Here is an 18939-nt window from a genome sequence, read left to right as displayed (position 1 = left end):
GGTTCTCCTCTCATCCCGTCGTGAAGGTGAAGTCGTCCACGTCGAACAGGGCGCCGCTGCCACCCCTGAAGACCAGGTACAGCGTGGTGGTGCCGCGCGGTGCGCGGGACAGGGCCGCGGCGACGTCCTGGAAGGTCTCCCAGCCGCCGGTCACCGGCACGGTCGCCCGGCCCAGCACGGTGCCGCTCGGCGAGCCCGCCCGGACCTCCAGGGTGCCGCCCGCGCCGGCGGAGGCGACGCGGGCGGTGATGCTCCTGGCGTCGCTCAGGGCGTAGGGGGTGAAGGAGATCCAGTCACCGTCGTGGATGTCGCCGACGACCTTGCCGCCGTGTGCGGTGGTCTTGGCGAGCACCGAGACGCCGGAGCCGGTGTCGAAGTGCTCGGCCTGACGGTGGCGGGGCTGCAGGACGTTCTGGTCGTGCGAGGTGAGCGGGGCCTGGCCGCCGCCTCCGCCGTCGGTGTACTCGGCGTCGAGCACGCCGAAGACGTTGGCGTTCTCGTCATGGCCGCCGTCGGCGCTGGTCCGGATCGTGCCGGTGCAGCCGTTGGCCGAGGTGAGCGGGTGACCGTGGGTGTCGTGGCCGAGGACGAAGGTGACCTTCACCTTGGCGCAGTCGACGGCCCGTCCGTCCTCGGGGTCGGTGACCTTCACCCTGAAGGGGATCGGGTCGCCGAAGCTGAACAGCTTGCCGTCCTTCGGGGTCTCCAGCACCACGATGGGGGCGGTGTTGCCGACGACGATCTGCACGCTGGCGCTGCCGGTACGGCCGGAGGGGTCCTCAGCGGTGACGGTCGCCGTGTAGGTGCCGTTCTTGCGGTACGTGTGCCGCGGACTGGCGTCGGTCGACTGCATACCGTCGCCGAAGTCCCAGCGGTAGGTCAGCGCGTCGCCGTCCTGGTCGGTCGTGCCCGCGGAGGAGAACCGGACCATCAGCGGGGCATGGCCCGAGGTGCGGCTCGCCGACGCCTGGGCGACCGGGGAGTGCCCGTCGGTCGCGTTCTCGATGCGGTACAGGGCCGAGTGCTCGTCGCCGCCGAACCAGGAGACGCCGTAGTCGAGGACGTAGAGCGCCCCGTCGGGCCCGAAGGCCATGTCCATCACCTGCGTGCCGGTCCAGGGGATGTCTCCGATGGAGCGCACGGTCCCGTCGGCGTCGCTTGAGATCCGCTTGATCCAGCGGCGGCCGAACTCCCCGGCGAAGAAGTCCCCGTCGTACGCCTCGGGGAACTTCACCGGCGAGTCGAGGTCGGGGTCGTAGTGGTAGACCGGGCCGCCCATCGGGGACTCCGAGCCGTCGCCGAAGTCGGGCAGGGACGGGCCGTCGTACGGGATCCAGGCGGGCTGGGCCGGCGGCAGCTCGGTCAGGCCGGTGTTGTGCGGCGAGGTGTTCCTTGGGGCGGCGCAGTCGAAGGCGGCGCCGGAGCCGCCGGTGGCGAAGTCGTAGTCGACGTAGGCGTCGTTGGCGCCGACGCAGTAAGGCCAGCCGAAGTTGCCGGGGCCGGTGACCCGGGCGAACTCGACCTGGCCTGCGGGCCCTCGGGCCGGGTCGGCGGTGCCGGCGTCGGGGCCGTAGTCACCGACGTAGAGGATGCCGGTCTCCTGGTCGACGCTGAAGCGGAACGGGTTGCGGAAGCCCATGGCGTAGATCTCGGGCCGGGTGTTCGCGGTGCCGGGTGCGAAGAGGTTGCCGTCGGGGACCGTGTACGAGCCGTCGGCGTTCACCTTGATGCGCAGGATCTTGCCGCGCAGGTCGTTGGTGTTGGCGGAGGTGCGCTGGGCGTCGAACCCGGGGTTGCGGTCGGCGCGTTCGTCGATCGGGGTGTAGCCGTCCGACTGGAACGGGTTGGTGTCGTCGCCCGTCGACAGATACAGGTTGCCGGCCGCGTCGAAGTCGATGTCGCCGCCGACGTGGCAGCACAGGCCGCGGGTGGCGGGGACGTCGAGGATCTTCGTCTCGCCGGCGGTGTCGAGGGTGCCGTCGTCCTTCAGGGCGAAGCGGGAGAGGCGGTTGACGCCGTCGAAGGGGGCGAAGTCGGCGGCGGTGCCGGTCTCCGGGGCGTCGCCCGCCGGCGTGTCCAACGGGGGTGCGTAGTAGAGGTAGATGAACCGGTTGGTGGTGAAGTCCGGGTCGACACCGATGCCTTGGAGGCCCTCCTCGTCGTGGGTGTACACGTCGAGCTTGCCGATGAGGCGGGTGTTGCCGGCGGCGTCGGTGCGGCGCAGCTCGCCGTCGCGGGAGGTGTGCAGGACGGAGCGGTCCGGGAGGACGGCGAGCGACATGGGCTCGCCGACCTCCGGCTCGCCCTTGGCGAGGGTGACCTGCTGGAAGTCCTCGGCCGCAGTGGTGTCCCGGTCGGTGACGGCTGCGCCGACCGGGTGAGCGGTGAGGGTGAGGGACGCGCCGGCCAGCAGGGCCCCGGTGAGCAGGGCCACCGCCTTGCGGAGGAACGGGCGTCGTCTGCGCGTCTCGTTCCCGTCGGTGCGGGTTGTGCGGTCGTTCCCGTGCACGGATGCCTCCATAATGGGGCGAGTTGTACAGGCGGGTGCGGTACGCCGGGATGCGCCGTCATCCCGGAACTCACTGATGCGGCCTAGTCGTTGCCGCCGAACGCCGCGTCGAACGATGCCGACGGCGGCTCGAAGTCGTACGCCCTGAGACGGGCCAGTGCCTCGGGGGCACCCTGCAGCCGGTCCATGCCGGCGTCCTCCCACTCGACCGAGATGGGGCCCTGGTAGTCGATGGAGCGCAGCATGCGGAAGACGTCCTCCCAGGGGACGTCGCCGTGGCCGGCGGAGACGAAGTCCCAGCCGCGCCGCGGGTCGCCCCAGGGCAGGTGGGAGCCGAGGCGGCCGTTGCGGCCGTCGAGACGTGTGCGGGCCTCCTTGCAGTCCACGTGGTAGATACGGTCGCGGAAGTCCCACAGGAAGCCGACCGGGTCGAGGTCCTGCCAGACGAAGTGGGAGGGGTCGAAGTTGAGGCCGAACGACGGTCGACGGTCGACCGCGTCCAGGGTGCGTACGGTCGTCCAGTAGTCGTATGCGATCTCGCTCGGGTGGACCTCGTGCGCGAACCGCACCCCCTGCGCGTCGAAAACGTCGAGGATCGGGTTCCAACGCTCGGCGAAGTCGGTGTAGCCGCGCTCGATCATCGTCGCGGGCGCGGGCGGGAACATCGCCACGAGGTGCCAGATGGCCGAGCCGGTGAAGCCGATGACGGTGTCCACGCCGAGGGCGGCCGCGGCGCGCGCGGTGTCCTTCATCCGGTCCGCCGCGCGCCGCCGCACCCCCTCCGGATCGCCGTCGCCCCACACCTCGTTCGGCAGGATCGCCCGATGGCGCTCGTCGATGATCGCGTCGCAGACGGCTTGTCCGACGAGGTGGTTGGAGATCGCCCAGCACTTCAGGCCGTACTTGTCGAGGAGTTGGTGGCGGGAGGTGACGTACGCGGGGTCGGCGAGTGCCTTGTCGATCTCGAAGTGGTCGCCCCAGCAGGCGAGTTCGAGACCGTCGTAGCCGAAGTCGCGGGCGAGACGGCAGACGTCCTCCAGGGGCAGGTCGGCCCACTGTCCGGTGAAGAGGGTGAACGGGCGCGGCATGGACGGCCTCCTCAGTGCGCGATCGGGGTGTAGACGGAGTTCTTCTCGGCGCTCTCCTCCACCGCCGCGAGGACGCGCTGGACCTGCAGTCCGTCGGCGAAGGAGGGTTCGGGGCGGCGGCCCTCGGCGACGGCGTGGACGAGGTCGCGGGCCTGGTGGACGAAGGTGTGCTCGTAGCCGAGGCCGTGGCCCGGCGGCCACCAGGCGTCCAGGTAGGGGTGGTCGGGTTCGGTGACGAGGATGCGGCGGAAGCCGGCCTCGGCACCCGGTTCGGTGCCGTCGTGGAACCAGAGTTCGTTGAGCCGCTCCAGGTCGAAGGCCAACGAGCCGCGCTCGCCGTTGAGTTCGAGGCGCAGGGCGTTCTTGCGGCCGGTGGCGTACCGGGTGGCCTCGAAGGAGGCGAGGGCGCCGGAGGCGAAGCGGCCGGTGAACAGGGCGGCGTCGTCGACGGTGACCGAGCCGGTGCCGGCGGCCGACACCGGCTCGGTCAGGCCCCGGCCGGCGCCCGCGGGCAGCGGACGCTGCCGTACGAAGGTCTCGGTGAGCGCGGACACGCCGGCCAGCCGCTCCCCCGCGACGTACTGGGCGAGGTCGACGATGTGCGCGCCGAGGTCGCCGAGGGAGCCGGAGCCGGCCAGTTCCCTGCGCAGCCGCCAGGTCAGCGGGAAGTCCGGGTCGACCAGCCAGTCCTGAAGGTACGTCACTCGCACGTGGCGCAGGGCGCCGAGTCTGCCGTCGGCGACCATGCGGCGGGCGAGCGCGGTGGCCGGCACCCGGCGGTAGTTGAAGCCGACCATCGCCAACTGACCGTGTTGCTCGGCCTCTTCGGCGGCGCGGGTCATGGCCTGAGCCTCCTCGACGGTGTTCGCGAGGGGCTTCTCGCACAGGACGTGCTTGCCGGCCGCCAGCGCGGCGATCGCGATCTCGGCGTGGCTGTCGCCGGGGGTGCAGATGTCGACGAGGTCGACGTCGTCCCGGGCGATCAGCGCCCGCCAGTCCGTCTCGGCGGCCGCCCAGCCGTGCCGTTCGGCCGCCGCGCGCACGGCGTCGGCGTCCCGCCCGCAGATCACGGCCAGAACCGGCTGCCGGGGCAGCTCGAACACCCGGCCGGCGGTCCGCCAGCCCTGGGAGTGAGCGGCACCCATGAACGCGTACCCGACCATCCCGACCCGCAGCGGCGGCCGCCCGACCGCGCCGCCGGACACCTCCCACCCGACACCGGCCACCCGCTCGCCACCGCCGAACCCGCCCGATCCCGCGCCCTCGGTGCGGCCGACCGCGACGGACACCTCCGATCCGGCACCCGCCGACCGCTCGTCCGCAGCGAACCCCCCTGCCTCGGTGCCCGCGGGGCGGCCGGCCGCGACAGGCCCCGCCGACCGCTCCTCGGCGGCTCGCCCGTCCGGTCCCGCCCCTACTGGCCCCGCAGCACCAACAGACCGACCTGGCCCAGCATCTGCAGCGCGGCCGACGGCGACGGCGACATCCGACCCGACAACCGCCCACCGCTCGTCGGCAGCAGACCCGACCGCCGACGCCCCCACCGGGCGGCCGGTCGCAGCAGGGCCGTGCGACCCGCTCTGCGGCAGCCCGTCGGTCGCGGCCCTCGCCTGCGGTCCGGCGGGTGTCTCCGGGGCAGAGGTCGGCGGACCGGCCGTCTTCGAGCCGGTGGCCCCGGGACCGGCGGGCGTCTGCGGTCCGGAGGGTGACTCCGGTCCCGATGACTGCTGCGGCTGTTCCATGCGGTGGTCCTCCTCTTCGTCGTGGCGCGCGGTGGGGGGGGCTGACGGCGGGCGCCTCACCGGAAGCCGGTGGACATGTACTGATCGACGTTGTCCTTGTCGACGACGGCCGAGTAGAGCGTGATCGACGCGGGGATCTCGAACTCGGCGAGGCCCCCGACGCCCTTGCCCTGGCCGAGGGCGCGGGCGAGGTCGATGGCGGAGGCGGCCATGGTGGGCGGGTAGAGGACGGTCGCCTTCAGCACGCCGTTGTCCTGCTTGATGGCCTGGAACGCGGCGAGCGCGCCCGCCCCGCCGACCATCAGGAAGTCGTCCCGCCCGGCCTGCTCGATGGCGCGCAGCGCGCCCACGCCCTGGTCGTCGTCGTGGTTCCACAGGGCGTCGAATTTGGACTGGGCCTGCAGGAGTTGGGCCATCTTGGCCTGCCCCGACTCGACCGTGAACTCGGCCGCCTGGCGGGCCACCTTGCGGATGTTGGGGTAGTTCTTCAGCGCGTCGTCGAAGCCCTGGGTGCGCTGCTGGGTCAGTTCGAGGTTGTCGAGTCCGGCCAGCTCGATGACGCGGGCGTCGGACTTGTCCTTGAGCTTCTCGCCGATGTAGTGCCCGGCGTTGAGACCCATGCCGTAGTTGTCGCCGCCGATCCAACAGCGGTATGCCTGAGGAGAGTTGAAGATCCGGTCGAGGTTGACCACTGGGATCCCGGCACGCATCGCCTTCAGTCCGACCTGGGTGAGGGCCTTGCCGTCGGCGGGCAGCACGACCAGGACGTCGACCTTCTTGTTGATGAGGGTCTCGATCTGCCCGATCTGCTGCGCGGTGTCGTTGAAGCCCTCGGTGATCTCCAGGGTGACGTCGGAGTACTTCTTCGCCCGGTTCTTGGCGTTGTCGTTGATGGCGTTGAGCCAGCCGTGGTCGGCCTGAGGGCCGGCGAAGCCGATGGTGACCGGCTTGCCGGGCTGGTCGTCGGCGGCGGGCTGGGTGTCTCCGGCCGTCGACGAGTCGTCCTTGGTGTCGTTGCTGGTGCAGCCCACGAGAAGTGAGCCGGCGGACACGGCGGCGGTCCCGAAGAGCAGTCCTCTGCGGCTGGTGAGCTGTGTCATGGCGGTGAACCCTTTCCTCAGGTCGAGCTCGCGGTACGGCGCTGGACCAGCACGGCGGCGACGATGATCGCGCCCTTGGCGATCTGCTGGACGTCGCTCTGCAGGTTGTTCAGGGCGAAGATGTTGGTGATCGTGGTGAAGATCAGGACGCCGAGCACCGAGCCGGTGATGGTGCCGCGCCCCCCGCTGAGCAGGGTTCCGCCGATGATCGCGGCGGCGATGGCGTCGAGTTCGTACAGGTTGCCGTTGGTGTTCTGGCCGGAGCCGGACAGGATGATCAGCAGGAAGGCGGCGATGCCGCAGCACAGTCCGGACAGCAGGTAGAGGTAGAGCCGCTGGCGGCGTACGTCGATACCGGCGAGCCGGGCGGCCTCGGCGTTGCCGCCGACGGCGACGGTGCGGCGGCCGAAGGTGGTCCGGTTGAGCACCAGCCAGCCGACGATCGTCACGAGTGCGAAGACCAGTACCAGGGGCGGGATGCCCAGCACGTAGGAGTCCCGTTCGCCGAGTTCGAGGATGCCGTCCACCGTGACGATCTGGGTCCGGCCGTCGGTGATCTGGAGTGCGAGTCCGCGCGCCGAGGCGAGCATGGCGAGGGTGGCGATGAACGGGACCATCCCGCCGTACGCGATGAGCAGCCCGTTGACCAGACCGCAGCCGACACCGACGACCACGGCGGTGAAGAGGATGCCGGCGAAGCCGTACTCCTGGGTGGCGACGGTGGTCGCCCACACGGAGGCCAGCGCGACGATCGCGCCGACGGACAGGTCGATGCCCCCGGAGGTGATGACGAAGGTCATGCCGACGGTGACGACACCGATCACCGACGCCTGGGTGAGCACGAGTTGGAGGTTGCGGGTGTCGAGGAACTCGTCCGGCTTGGTGACGCCGCCGATGACGACGAGCGCGGCGAGGACGCCGAGGAGCGAGAGGGTGCGGACGTCGGCGCGGGCCAGCAGGCCGCGCCAGGCGGGGAGTTGACCGGCCGACGGTGTCTTGTCGGCAGTGTCCCGGGGCGGGGAGACGGGCTGCGTCATGACGCCGGGCTTCCTTCCATGACGAGGTCGAGGACGCGGTGTTCGTCGAGTTCACGGGCGGGCGCGGTGTGGACGACGCGCCCCTCGCGCAGCACCAGCACACGGTCGGCGAGACCGAGGACCTCGGGGACCTCGCTGGAGACGAGGAGGACGGCGAGACCTTCGTTCGCCAGTCGACGGACGACTGCATACAGTTCGGCGCGGGCGCCGACGTCGACGCCGCGGGTCGGTTCATCGAGCAGCAACACCCGGCAGCCGCGCAGCAGCCAGCGGGCCAGAACGGCTTTCTGCTGGTTGCCGCCGGAGAGGGTGCGTACCGGCACGGCCGGGTTGTCGGGCCGCAACGACAGCTCGCGGGTCGCGGACCGGGCGGCGCCGCGCTCGGCACCGCGATCGATCCAGCCGCCACGCGAGAAGCGGGAGAGCGAGGAGACGGAGACGTTGCGGGTGACGGACTCCAGCATCAGCAAGGCTTGGGCCTTGCGCTCCTCGGGGGCGAGGCCGAGGCCGGCGCGGACGGCCGCCCGTACACTGCCGACACGCAACGGTCGACCGCCGACGATCACCTGCCCGGCGGTGGGCTTCCGCGCACCGTATACCGTCTCCAGTATTTCGGACCGCCCCGACCCGACCAGCCCCGCGAGCCCGACGATCTCCCCCGCGCGCACCTGAAGATCCAGCGGCGCGAACTCGCCCTCCCGGGTCAGCCCCCGCACCTGCAGCACCGGCGCACCGGCAGGCGGCGACGCCGGGCGCTCGGGGAAGACGTACTCGACGTTCCGCCCGGTCATCAGCGCCACGACCTCTCGCGTCGGGGTGGTCTTCGCCGGAAGTCCACCCGCCACCGCGCGCCCGTCCTTGAGTACGGTCACCCGGTCGCCGATGCGCCGGATCTCCTCCAGGCGGTGCGAGATGTAGACGACGGCGACGCCGCCCGCGGTCAGGTCACCGACGATCCGGAAGAGGTTGTCGACCTCGTCGGGATCGAGGGCGGCGGACGGCTCGTCCATCACGATGAGGCGGACGTCGTGGGACAGCGCCCGCGCCATGGACACGATCTGCTGCTGCGCCGCCGACAACTCCCCCACCAGGCAGGCCGGATCGATCTCGGAGTGTCCAAGCCGCTTGAGCAACAGGGCTGTTGATCGCCTGGCTGCCTTTCCCCGTACGACGAACCCGGCGGCCGTGGGCTCATGGCCGAGGTGGACGTTCTCGGCCACCGACAGGTGCTCCACCAGGTCGAGTTCCTGGTAGATGGTGGCGATGCCCAGGCGCATGGCGGCGATCGGCGAGCGCAGGGTGACCGGTTCGCCCCGCCAGCGGATGGTGCCGCCGTCCGGCTGGTGCGCACCGGCGAGGACCTTGATGAGGGTGGACTTCCCGGCGCCGTTCTGGCCGAGCAGACAGTGCACTTCACCGGCCTGGACGTCGAGGTCGACGCCGTCCAGGGCGCGGACGCCGGGGAACGACTTGGTGATGCCGGACATGCTGAGCAGCGGTGGTTCTGGTGCCATGGCGGTTCCCCTCGGCGGGCGTGCGGGCCGGTTTCAGGGCAGGGCAGAGCAGGGCGCTGTACGGGCGGGTCTTGTACGGTCGCTGGTTGCCGTACAAGAGCTGGGTGTCGTACGGGAGTTGCCTACGCGGGTGAGAACAGGTGGTCGCTGATCAGCCGGGCCGCGCCGGTCACGCCGGCGGTCGGTCCCAACTCCCCTAGGACGATGGGCAGGTTGCCGGTCGCCAGGGGCAGCGACTGGCGGTATACCTGGGTGCGGATCGCGGCGAGCAGGGTGTGGCCGAGGCCGGTCACCCCGCCGCCGATCACCACCAGGCCGGGGTTGAAGAAGGAGACGAGGCCGGCGATGACCTGGCCCGTGCGGTTGCCGCCCTCGCGGATCAGGTCGAGGGAGGTGGCGTCGCCCGCGGCGGCCGCGGCGGCGACATCGGCCGCGCTGAGCGTGCCGCCCGCCTCCAGCCGGGTCGCGAGTTCGGCCGACCGGCCCTGCTGGGCCGCCTCCACCGCGTCGCGGGCCAGGGCCGCGCCGCTGAAGTGGGCTTCCAGGCAGCCCCGGTTGCCGCAGGCGCAGGGTCGCCCGTCGGGGACGGCCTGGATGTGTCCGATGTCGCCCGCGCTGCCCGTCGTACCGCGGTAGACCTGGCCGCCGACGACGATGCCGCAGCCGATACCGGTGCCGATCTTGACGCAGAGGAAGTCGGCGACGGTCCGGGCGACTCCGGCGTGCTGCTCCCCCATCGCCATGAGGTTCACGTCGTTGTCGACCATGACCGGGCAGCCGAGTTCCTGGCTGAGCGCCTCCCGCACGGGGAAGCCGTCCCAACCGGGCATGATCGGCGGTGCGACCGGCACGCCCTCGGGGAAGCGGACCGGTCCGGGGACGCCGATGCCCGCGCCGTCGAACCCCTCGGCCAGCCCGGTCGCCTTCAACTTGGCGGCCATGGAGAGGACTTGCTCGAAGACCGCGACGGGTCCCTCGCGTACGTCCAGGGGCTGGTTGAGGTGGCCGAGGATCTCGAGTTCGGCGTTGGTGACGGCGACGTCGACCGAGGTCGCGCCGATGTCGACGCCGAGGAAGCGCAGGTGCGGATTGAGCCGGACGTTGTGGGAGCGGCGGCCGCCGCGGGAGGCGGCGAGTCCGTCGGCCACCACCAGGCCCGTCTCCAGCAGCCGGTCCACCTCCACGGCGAGTTTCGACCGGGACAGGTCGACCTGATCGCCCAGCTGGGCGCGGGAGTTGGGGCCGCCGTCCCGCAGCAGCTTGAGCAGGCGGGCCTGGTGCGCGTTCGCCGGTCGAGCCGTCATGCGTCTCACGAGCCCCTCCCCGCCTGGTTTCGGCCACCACTGCCGGGCTTTCGAAGGGAACGTAGCAGCGGCTGCCGGGCCTGGGAAGAAGTCGCGCATGGATTGCCCCAGACTTTCTCCACTCGCAGGACAAAGGAGGGGTGGCAGCCCTACACGCGAGGGCTCCCGGCGGATGCCGGGAGCCCTCAGGGAGCCGAACGAACAGGCGAGTTACTTCGGCCGCGCGTGGTACGAGCGCCGGGTGTGCTCGGTGTGTTCACGCATCAGCCGCGTGGCCTCCTGCTCGTCCCGGTTGAGGATGGCGGTGATCAACTGCTGGTGCTCGATCCACGACTGCTGTCCGCGCTGCCGGGCCACGGGCGTGTAGTACCAGCGCACCCGCCGGTCGACCTGGGCGGCGAGTTCGGCCAGGACCGCGTTCCCGGCCAGCTCCATGATCTTGGCGTGGAAGCGGGCGTTGAGGGCGACCGCGGCCTCCACGTCGTCGTCGAGGACGGCCGACAAGCCCTGCTCGACGATCCTGTCGAGGTCCCCGATACTCTCCTCGTCCGCGTTGACGGCCGCGAGCCGGGCGGCCTCCGCCTCCAACAGCGCACGGACAGTGAGGAGTTGGTCGGCCTCCTCCTCCGTCGGCTCGTGCACGAAGGCGCCCTGGGCGGGCCGCAGGTCCACCCACCCCTCGGTGTTCAGCCGCTGCAGCGCCTCGCGCACCGGCTGGCGGGAGACACCGAGGTGATGGGCGAGTTCGCTCTCGACGAGGTGCTGGCCCGGCTGCAGGGCACGGGTGGTGATGAGTTCGAGCAGCGCCTCGTAGACGCGGTCGCGCAGCGGGCCCGGCCGTTCCAGCCTGGGCACCGAACCCTGCGGCAGTCCTGTCGACAACATCGCGGTCCCCCTCCTGGGTTGCGCCACGGACTTGCGGTCCCGAGTCAACCGAAAGCTGGCAACGACCCAGTATTTGTCTTTCGTCTACAGTCCACGGGCCACAGTAGCCAGAGCCGAGCGCCGTTGGGCTCGTCACATCCACGCCCGCACACCGCTCACTGGTCACGCACACCCGTTCACGGGCACCGTACGACCTGTCCGGCGTACGACAGATTGCCGCCGAACCCGAACAGCAGCACCGGATCACCGCCGGTGACCGCACCCCGCTCCACCAGCTTGGACAGGGCGAGCGGGATACTGGCCGCGGAGGTGTTACCCGAATCGGTGACGTCGCGCGCGACCACCGCGTTGACGGCGCCCAGCTTCTCCGCGAGCGGCTCGATGATGCGCAGGTTCGCCTGGTGCAGCACCACGGCGGCGAGGTCCTCCGGGGCGAGTCCGGCCCGCTCGCACGCCTGCCGGGCGAGCGGCGGCAGCTGCGTGGTCGCCCACCGGTACACGCTCTGCCCCTCCTGAGCGAAGCGCGCCGGCTGCCCCTCGATGCGGACCGCGTGCCCCATCTCGGGCACCGACCCCCACAGCACCGGCCCGATGCCCGGCTCGACGCCGTCCGGGCACGCCTCGACGACGGCGGCCCCCGCCCCGTCACCGACGAGCACACAGGTGGTGCGGTCGCTCCAGTCGGTGACCTCGGACATCTTGTCGGCTCCGATGACCAGGGCACGGGTCGCGGCGCCCGCGCGCAGCGTGTGGTCGGCGGTGGCCAGCGCGTGGGTGAACCCGGCGCACACCACGTTGACGTCCATCGCCGCCGGCCTCGGGACGCCCAGCCGCGCGGCGACCCGGGCGGCCATGTTCGGCGACCGGTCGACGGCCGTCGAGGTCGCCACCAGCACCAGGTCGATGTCACCGGGGGTGAGCCCGGCCGCGGCGAGCGCCTTGGCGGCGGCGTGCGCGGCCAGCTCGTCGACGGGTTCGTCAGGTCCCGCGATGTGCCGGGTACGGATGCCCACCCGCGACCTGATCCACTCGTCGCTGGTGTCGACCATGCTCGCCAGGTCCTCGTTGGTGAGCACCTTGGCGGGCTGGTAGTGGCCGACGGCGGCGATGCGCGAGCCGTTCATAGGAGTGGTCCCCCTTGTTGCCTGGGTCTGCGGGATCCACCAGTCTGATCAGTGACTCACGGGTACGAGGGCAGGTGAAGCGACAGGAAACGCGCGCCGGGGTTGTCGGCTTCTTTCAGACCCCTGACCGCCCGGGTCGGCTCCATACTGTAGACAATATTTCGTCGACAGCCTTCGCTCTCTGGGATCGGATCCCGGCCTCCCGGATCTCCTGACCTCCCGCCCCCACCTCCGCGGTATCCCTCAATCCGAACGGACTGCTCCCGGTGGAAGTCGCAGTTCTCGGTTCCAAGTGCTCAGCCCGCGCAGGGACTTCACTGCCCGCGCACACACCACTGACGACCCGACCGACTCGGCGTGCGTGTACTGCGGAGTGGGCTGCAACCTCACGCTCCCTGTGCAGGACAATGAGGTCGTGGAGGTCACCTCGCCGCACGACAACCCGGTGACCCACGGCAACCTCCGCATCAAGGGCCGTTTCGGCTACCAGCACGTACAGAACCGGGGCTGATCAGAACATGGGACGTGTCACGGAACGTCGCAAGGTGATCCGGATCCGCGACGGCGTGGTCTCCACTCGCCCGGACACCCTCGTCGCCGAGGAACCGCTGGAGATACGGCTCAACGGCAAGCCGCTCGCGATCACCATGCGGACGCCGGGGGACGACTTCGCGCTGGCCGCCGGTTTCCTGGTGAGCGAGGGCGCGCTGTCGACCGCATCCGATCTGCTGAACATCGTCTACTGTGCCGGGGCGACTGCAGAAGGTTCGAACACCTACAACGTCGTCGACGTGAAGACCGCCCCCGGCGTGACGCTCCCCGACTTCACCCTGGAGCGCAACGTCTACACCACCTCCTCCTGCGGCCTGTGCGGCAAGGCCAGCCTGGACGCGGTGCGTACGACAGCCCGCTGGCCCCTCGCCGAAACTCCCCCGGTCCGGCTCGACCCCGAGCTGCTCGCCGGCCTCCCCGACCGGCTGCGCGCGGCACAGCGGGTCTTCGACCGGACCGGAGGTCTGCACGCGGCGGCCCTGTTCGCCGAGGACGGCGAGCTGCTGGACGTCCGCGAGGACGTGGGCCGGCACAACGCGGTCGACAAGCTGGTCGGCCGCGCCCTGCAGAGCGGAAACCTGCCCCTGTCCCGCACGATCCTGCTGGTGTCCGGCCGGGCCTCCTTCGAGCTGGCGCAGAAGGCCGTGATGGCGGGCATCCCGGTGCTGGCGGCGGTCTCGGCCCCCTCCTCGCTGGCCGTGGACCTGGCGGCGGAGACGGAACTGACGCTGGTGGGTTTCCTGCGGGGCAGTTCCATGAACGTGTACGCGGGCGAACACCGGCTGGACCTGCGGACGGCGGCTGCCCGGGGCTGACAGGTTCACGCGGCACGACGGCGGGGCCCCGTCCCGGCGGGGAGCGCCCCCTGCGCCGCCGGGGCCCCGCCGTACTCCACGTCCCGCACGCTCACGCCCTCGCGAACGTCACCTGGCCCGCCTTCACCACCGACCCCAGCCGCGGGAAGTCCAGCGTCACCGACGCCCGGTGTTCGGCCTCGGTGAACGCCGCCATGGCGTCCTCGACGAAGACGAGGTCGTAGCCGAGGTCGCCGGCGGCACGGGCGGTGGACTCCACGCCGAGGTTGGTGGCGATGCCGCCGAACACGAGGGTGGTGATGCCGAATCGGCGCAGCCGCTCGTCAAGTCCGGTGCCCTGGAAGGCGCCGACGGTCCGCTTCACGACCTCGAGGTCACCGTCCTGAAGCAGCCCCCGGACCAGCCCGCTGCCCGGCGGCTGTTCGGGGACACCGGGGCGCTCGACACGGACGAGGACGACGAGGGCACCGGCCGCGCGGAACACGGCCGCCAACTCCTCGGCGGTGTCGAGCACTTCGGTGCCCTTGCGAGGTTCCAGGGGCAATGCGACGATCCGGTCCATCAGATCGACGAGGACGAGAGCGGTGTGCGCGGGATCCAGCGCATGAGGTGCGGTCATGACGGAACGTTATCCGTCATCAGCCCTCCGTACCGGAAATCCGGATCAACAACCCCGTGAACTGATCGCGTTCGGCGGCGTCGAGCGGGACGAGCAGGTCGTCGTTGGCGGCGTCGAGGGTGCCGACGACGGCCTCCTGATGGCGCTGATCGCCCGTGAACAGCCGCAACGGTCGCGCTCGTTCCGTAGGGCCGCGCGCCCCGGCCTACGGGATCAGCTCGAACCAGGCGCCCTCGTGTCGACCGCGGCCCGTGACGCCGCTCCCGACGGCGGCGAACCGCCCGGCCCCCGCCGCCCGGACGTCGCGCCGTCCGCGGCCGCGTGACCGTCCGGCTCGGGCAGCGGGTCGCGGGAGCGCCGCCTGGCGATGACCGCGCACACCATCAGCTGCATCTGGTGGAAGAGCATCAGCGGCAGCACGGCCAGCGACGCCTGCGCGCCGAACAGCACGCTCGCCATGGGCAGTCCGGCGGCGAGGGACTTCTTCGAGCCCGCGAACTGGATGGCGATGCGGTCCTCCCGGCCGAAGCGCAGCGCCTTCGCCCCGTACCAGGTCAGGGCCAGCATCACCGCGAGCAGCACCGCCTCCACGGCGAGCAGCCCGCCGAGCCGCGCCGCGCTGACCTGGCTCCAGACGCCCTGCACCATGCCCTCGCTGAACGCCGCGTAGACGACGAGGAGGATCGAGCCGCGGTCGACGTACCCGAGCACCTTCCGGTGCCGTGCGACGAAGGTGCCGATCCACCGCCGTAGCACCTGCCCCGCCAGGAACGGCACCAGCAGCTTCAGCACGATCTCGATGAGCGAGTCGGCGGAGAACCCGCCGCTGCTGCCGAGCAAGGAGGCCGCCAGCAGCGGGGTCAGGACGATACCGACGAGGGAGGAGAAGGAGCCGGCGCAGATCGCGGCGGGAACGTTCCCACGGGCGATGGAGGTGAAGGCGATCGACGACTGGACGGTCGACGGGACGAGGGTGAGGAAGAGCAGGCCCTCGAAGAGCGGACGGGTCAGCAGGACCGGCACGAGTCCGCGGGCGGCCAGGCCCAGCAGCGGGAACACGACGAACGTGCATGCCAGCACGGTGACATGCAGCCGCCAGTGCCGCAGGCCGTCCAGCGCCTCGCGGGTGGACAGCCGGGCGCCGTAGAGGAAGAAGAGGAAGGCGATCGCGGCCGTCGAGGCGCCGGACGCCACGTCGGCGCCGGTGCCGCGCGCCGGGAGGAGCGCCGCGATCCCGACCGTGCCCAGCAACAGCAGGATGTACGGGTCGATCGGCAGCCAACTCGGCCATTGCAGGCGTTTCACTGTGCTCCACTTGCTCGGACGTGCGCGTATCGCGGGTAGGGAATCCCCTCTCCATCGTCCTCGCCTGACCCGTGATCGGGAATCCGTCATACCGCTCTGACTGCCATCGCTGTATGCAATGACCGAGATACCGTAGACAGTGTGTACGACCCTTCTCACCTGCGCACGTTCCTCACGGTGGCACAGACGCTGAGTTTCACGCAGGCCGCGCGCCGACTCGGGCTGCGTCAGTCGACGGTCAGCCAGCACGTACGGCGGCTGGAGGACGCCACCGGGCGGACGCTGTTCAGCCGGGACACGCACTCCGTGGAACTCACGGAGGACGGCGAGGCGATGCTCGGCTTCGCCCGGCGGATCCTGGAGGTGCACGAGCAGGCCACGGCGTTCTTCACGGGTACACGCGTACGGGGCCGGCTGCGCTTCGGCGCCTCGGAGGACTTCGTCCTGACCCGGCTCCCGGAGATCCTGGAGGGCTTCCGCTACGACCATCCAGAGGTCGATCTCGAACTGACCGTGGAGCTCTCCGGCACACTGCACGAGCGGCTGGCGGCCGGAAAGCTGGACCTGGTGCTGGCCAAGCGGCGCCCCGAGGACTCGCGCGGCGAGCTTGTCCGGCACGACGAGCTGGTGTGGATCGGTGCGGACCGGCTGCGGCTCGACCCGGACCGACCGGTACCGCTGATCGTCTTCCCGCCGCCGGGCATCACCCGGGCGCTCGCGCTGGAGGCGCTGGAGCGGCAGGGCCGTCCGTGGCGGATCGTCTGCACCAGCGGCAGCCTCAACGGGCTGATCGCCGCGGCCCGCGCCGGCCTCGGTGTGATGGCCCACTCACGCGGCCTGATCCCCCCGGGCCTGGTCCGCGTGCCCGACCGGGCCGGCCTGCCGGAGCTGGGCCGGGTCGACTTCGTCCTGGTGCACGGCCGACGACGTACGGCGGCCCAGGGCGCCGCGGACGCGCTGGCGGCGGCGATCCTGGGAGGCGGCGACCGGCTGCACCGGCGTTAGGGGACCGTCGACAGGCGATGGGCGACGGTAGGCGACAGATGGTCGACAGCCGGCAACCGATCGCAGACAGTCCGTAGTCGATGGTCGACGATCGACGGTCGACCGCCGGTAGCCGACCGTCGCCCCCGGACCCAGGAGTGACGCCACCGTCCGTCGGTACGCTGACAAAAGTGACGGCCGCTCGGCCGGCCGGGGCTGAGGGCCGCCCCGTGAGCACAGCGAGCAGATTCGGTGGAGATCATGACGCCGATACTTACTGAACCGTCAGTTCCGCGTCCGACACCTCCGCTTATGGGCGCAAATCCCCTCCCCTGACGTGCGCGAACGAGAGCCCTGCTCGCCGTGGCGCCCCCTCCCGCCCCCTGTCGGGGTGGGGTAGCTTTCACCGCGCTGCGGCCAGAGAGCGGGGAGCCGGGTTTGCGTGAGTTCGCCAATCCTGCGTCGGCGTTGGCACCGCCGGTGGGCGGCCTGGCCGACGTCGTCTTCGAACACGCCCGCCAGGACCCGCTCCGCATCGCCCTGGGCCGCAAGGACGAGACGGACCGATGGCGCGACGTGACGGCCGGCGAGTTCCGCGACGAGGTGCTGGCGCTGGCCAAAGGGCTGCTGGCACAGGGGGTGCGGTTCGGCGACCGGGTCGCGATCATGTCGCGGACCCGCTACGAGTGGACACTGTTCGACTTCGCGCTGTGGACGATCGGCGCGCAGGTGGTGCCGGTCTACCCGACGTCGTCGGCTGAGCAGTGCCACTGGATGCTGCACGACGCCGAGGTCACCGCCGCGGTGGTGGAGCACGAGGACCACGCGATGACCATCGCCACGGTCATCGACCGACTGCCACGGCTGCGCCGGCTGTGGCAGTTGGACACAGGCGCGGTGCAGGAGTTGTACGACGCCGGCGCCCACCTGGAGGACGAGCTGGTGCACCGGCACCGCGAGGCGGTCACCGCCGACTCGGTCGCCACGGTCATCTACACCTCCGGCACCACCGGCCGCCCCAAGGGCTGTCTCCTCACCCACGGCAACTTCATGCACGAGGCGGACACCGTCATCCAGCGGTGGGAGCCGGTGTTCCGGTCCCGGAAGGGCGACGAGGCGGCGACCCTGCTGTTCCTGCCGCTCGCCCATGTCTTCGGCCGGATGGTGCAGGTCGCCGCGATCCGCGGCCGGGTCCGCTTCGGCCACCAGCCGCAGCTCAACGCGGCGGCGCTACTGCCCGACCTGGCCGCGTTCCGGCCGACGTTCTTCCTGGCCGTGCCGTACATCTTCGAGAAGGTGTACGACGCGGCCCGCCGCAAGGCGGACCAGGAGGGCAGGACCGGGGCCTTCGAGAAGGCCGTCGAGGTCGCCGTGGACTACGCGGACGCGGTGGAGGCGAAGGCGTGGGGCATCGGTCAGGGCCCCTCGGCGGGCCTGCGGATGCAGCACCAGTTCTTCGACAAGCTCGTCTACTCCAAGGTGCGCGCGGCCATGGGCGGCCGGGTGCGCCAGGCGATGTCGGGCGGCTCGGCCATGGACCGCAGGCTGGGCCTGTTCTTCGCCGGCGCGGGCGTCCAGATCTACGAGGGCTACGGGCTCACCGAGTCGACGGCGGCCGCCACCGCCAACCCGCCCGGCCGCACCCGCTACGGCACCGTCGGCCAGCCCATCCCCGGAATGACCGTCCACATCGCGGACGACGGGGAGATCTGGCTGCGCGGGGCCACCGTCTTCCAGGGCTACCTCAACAACGCCGCCGCCACCGACGAGACCCTGCGCGACGGCTGGCTGGCCACCGGCGACCTCGGCAGCCTCGACGAGGACGGCTTCCTCACCATCACCGGCCGCAAGAAGGAGATCCTCGTCACCTCCAGCGGCAAGAGCGTCTCGCCGGGCCTGCTGGAGCAGCGGGTGCGCGACCATCCGCTGGTCCACCAGTGCGTCGTCGTCGGCAACGACCGGCCGTTCGTCGCCGCGCTGATCACCCTCGACCAGGAGGCCGTGGAGCACTGGCTGCGCATGCGCGGCACACCCCGGATGACCCCGGCCGAACTGGTGCGCGACACTGATCTGGAGGCCGAGGTGCGCCGGGCCGTGGTCGCCGCCAACACCCAGGTCTCGCAGGCGGAGTCGGTCCGCACGTTCCGTATCCTCGCCCACCCCTTCACCGAGGAACAGGGGCTGCTGACGCCGTCCCTGAAACTGAAACGCAAGGCCATCGAGAAGGCATACGCCGACGAGGTGGACGCCCTGTACCGCGCCTAGGTGTATTGCCCTGTGAGGTTCGGAACGCGGCTGGCGGGTGGCTGGCCCTTGAGCGCGGTGTGTCCGCGGTGGTGATTGTAGGTGTGCAGCCAGTCG

The 18939-nt window shown here is 71.1% G+C and carries 14 protein-coding genes and 3 pseudogenes; 4 read left to right on the top strand and 13 right to left on the bottom strand.

Annotated elements, in window-relative coordinates; genetic code table 11:
* Positions 1-10 precede the first annotated feature (10 nt).
* The 9 genes from ACH5AC_RS31840 to ACH5AC_RS31800 all read right to left on the bottom strand — a co-directional run bounded on the left by ACH5AC_RS31840 (position 11) and on the right by ACH5AC_RS31800 (position 12303).
* The gene (locus tag ACH5AC_RS31840; protein ID WP_398865724.1) at positions 11-2509 is read right to left on the bottom strand and encodes a PQQ-dependent sugar dehydrogenase; all 2499 of its coding nucleotides are present in this window, start codon (positions 2507-2509) and stop codon (positions 11-13) included.
* Positions 2510-2592: 83 nt separating this feature from the next.
* On the bottom strand, positions 2593-3597 hold the full coding sequence (locus ACH5AC_RS31835; RefSeq protein ID WP_398865723.1) for a sugar phosphate isomerase/epimerase family protein: 1005 nt from the start codon (positions 3595-3597) through the stop codon (positions 2593-2595).
* An 11-nt stretch (positions 3598-3608) separates the two neighbouring features.
* Positions 3609-4760 (bottom strand): Gfo/Idh/MocA family protein, encoded by a 1152-nt coding sequence (locus ACH5AC_RS31830; RefSeq protein WP_398865846.1) that lies wholly within the window; start codon positions 4758-4760, stop codon positions 3609-3611.
* 635 nt (positions 4761-5395) lie between these two features.
* Entirely contained in the window at positions 5396-6439 is a 1044-nt protein-coding gene (locus ACH5AC_RS31825; RefSeq protein WP_398865722.1) for a substrate-binding domain-containing protein, read from the bottom strand.
* Positions 6440-6456: 17 nt separating this feature from the next.
* Positions 6457-7476, bottom strand: coding sequence for an ABC transporter permease (locus ACH5AC_RS31820; RefSeq protein ID WP_398865721.1), 1020 nt, complete (start codon positions 7474-7476; stop codon positions 6457-6459).
* The gene (locus ACH5AC_RS31815) at positions 7473-8990 is read right to left on the bottom strand and encodes a sugar ABC transporter ATP-binding protein (protein WP_398865720.1); all 1518 of its coding nucleotides are present in this window, start codon (positions 8988-8990) and stop codon (positions 7473-7475) included. Before ACH5AC_RS31815 ends, ACH5AC_RS31820 begins: the two co-directional genes overlap by 4 nt.
* Positions 8991-9112: 122 nt before the next feature.
* Positions 9113-10294 (bottom strand): ROK family protein, encoded by a 1182-nt coding sequence (locus ACH5AC_RS31810; RefSeq protein ID WP_398865845.1) that lies wholly within the window; start codon positions 10292-10294, stop codon positions 9113-9115.
* Positions 10295-10504: 210 nt separating this feature from the next.
* A complete protein-coding gene (locus tag ACH5AC_RS31805) occupies positions 10505-11179 on the bottom strand; it encodes a GntR family transcriptional regulator (RefSeq protein ID WP_398865719.1) in 675 nt (224 codons plus the stop codon).
* A gap of 176 nt (positions 11180-11355) precedes the next feature.
* A complete protein-coding gene (locus ACH5AC_RS31800) occupies positions 11356-12303 on the bottom strand; it encodes a beta-ketoacyl-ACP synthase III (RefSeq protein WP_398865718.1) in 948 nt (315 codons plus the stop codon).
* A gap of 295 nt (positions 12304-12598) precedes the next feature.
* Between ACH5AC_RS31800 and ACH5AC_RS31795 the strand changes: the two are divergent.
* Both ACH5AC_RS31795 and fdhD read left to right on the top strand, forming a co-directional pair.
* Positions 12599-12814: pseudogene (locus tag ACH5AC_RS31795) on the top strand (Fe-S-binding domain-containing protein); the annotation flags it as partial.
* A gap of 7 nt (positions 12815-12821) precedes the next feature.
* Positions 12822-13670 (top strand): formate dehydrogenase accessory sulfurtransferase FdhD, encoded by an 849-nt coding sequence (fdhD, locus tag ACH5AC_RS31790; RefSeq protein WP_398865717.1) that lies wholly within the window; start codon positions 12822-12824, stop codon positions 13668-13670.
* 91 nt (positions 13671-13761) lie between these two features.
* Here the strand turns inward: fdhD and ACH5AC_RS31785 are convergent, their stop codons facing one another.
* The 3 genes and pseudogenes from ACH5AC_RS31785 to ACH5AC_RS31775 form a co-directional block, all read right to left on the bottom strand.
* Positions 13762-14289 (bottom strand): isochorismatase family protein, encoded by a 528-nt coding sequence (locus ACH5AC_RS31785; RefSeq protein WP_398865716.1) that lies wholly within the window; start codon positions 14287-14289, stop codon positions 13762-13764.
* Positions 14290-14308: 19 nt separating this feature from the next.
* Positions 14309-14398: pseudogene (locus ACH5AC_RS31780) on the bottom strand (MarR family transcriptional regulator); the annotation flags it as partial.
* Between the two features lie 104 nt (positions 14399-14502).
* The gene (locus ACH5AC_RS31775; protein WP_398865715.1) at positions 14503-15594 is read right to left on the bottom strand and encodes a bile acid:sodium symporter family protein; all 1092 of its coding nucleotides are present in this window, start codon (positions 15592-15594) and stop codon (positions 14503-14505) included.
* A gap of 141 nt (positions 15595-15735) precedes the next feature.
* Between ACH5AC_RS31775 and ACH5AC_RS31770 the strand changes: the two genes are divergently transcribed.
* Both ACH5AC_RS31770 and ACH5AC_RS31765 read left to right on the top strand, forming a co-directional pair.
* Positions 15736-16599 carry a LysR substrate-binding domain-containing protein gene (locus ACH5AC_RS31770; RefSeq protein ID WP_398865714.1) on the top strand — a complete coding sequence of 288 codons (864 nt, stop codon included), beginning with the start codon at positions 15736-15738 and terminating at the stop codon, positions 16597-16599.
* A gap of 417 nt (positions 16600-17016) precedes the next feature.
* Positions 17017-18843 carry an AMP-dependent synthetase/ligase gene (locus ACH5AC_RS31765; RefSeq protein WP_398865713.1) on the top strand — a complete coding sequence of 609 codons (1827 nt, stop codon included), beginning with the start codon at positions 17017-17019 and terminating at the stop codon, positions 18841-18843.
* On the opposite strand, the pseudogene ACH5AC_RS31760 reads toward ACH5AC_RS31765, so the two are convergent.
* Positions 18840-18939 (bottom strand): annotated as a pseudogene (locus tag ACH5AC_RS31760) (IS481 family transposase); the annotation flags it as partial. The gene ACH5AC_RS31765 and the pseudogene ACH5AC_RS31760 sit on opposite strands and share 4 nt — an antisense overlap.

Origin of the sequence: Streptomyces sp. NPDC018693, assembly GCF_044391385.1 — a bacterium.
Lineage (GTDB): Bacteria > Actinomycetota > Actinomycetes > Streptomycetales > Streptomycetaceae > Streptomyces.
The sequence above is the reverse complement of the archived record's forward strand: the minus strand, read 5'-3'. Positions and strand labels throughout refer to the sequence as shown.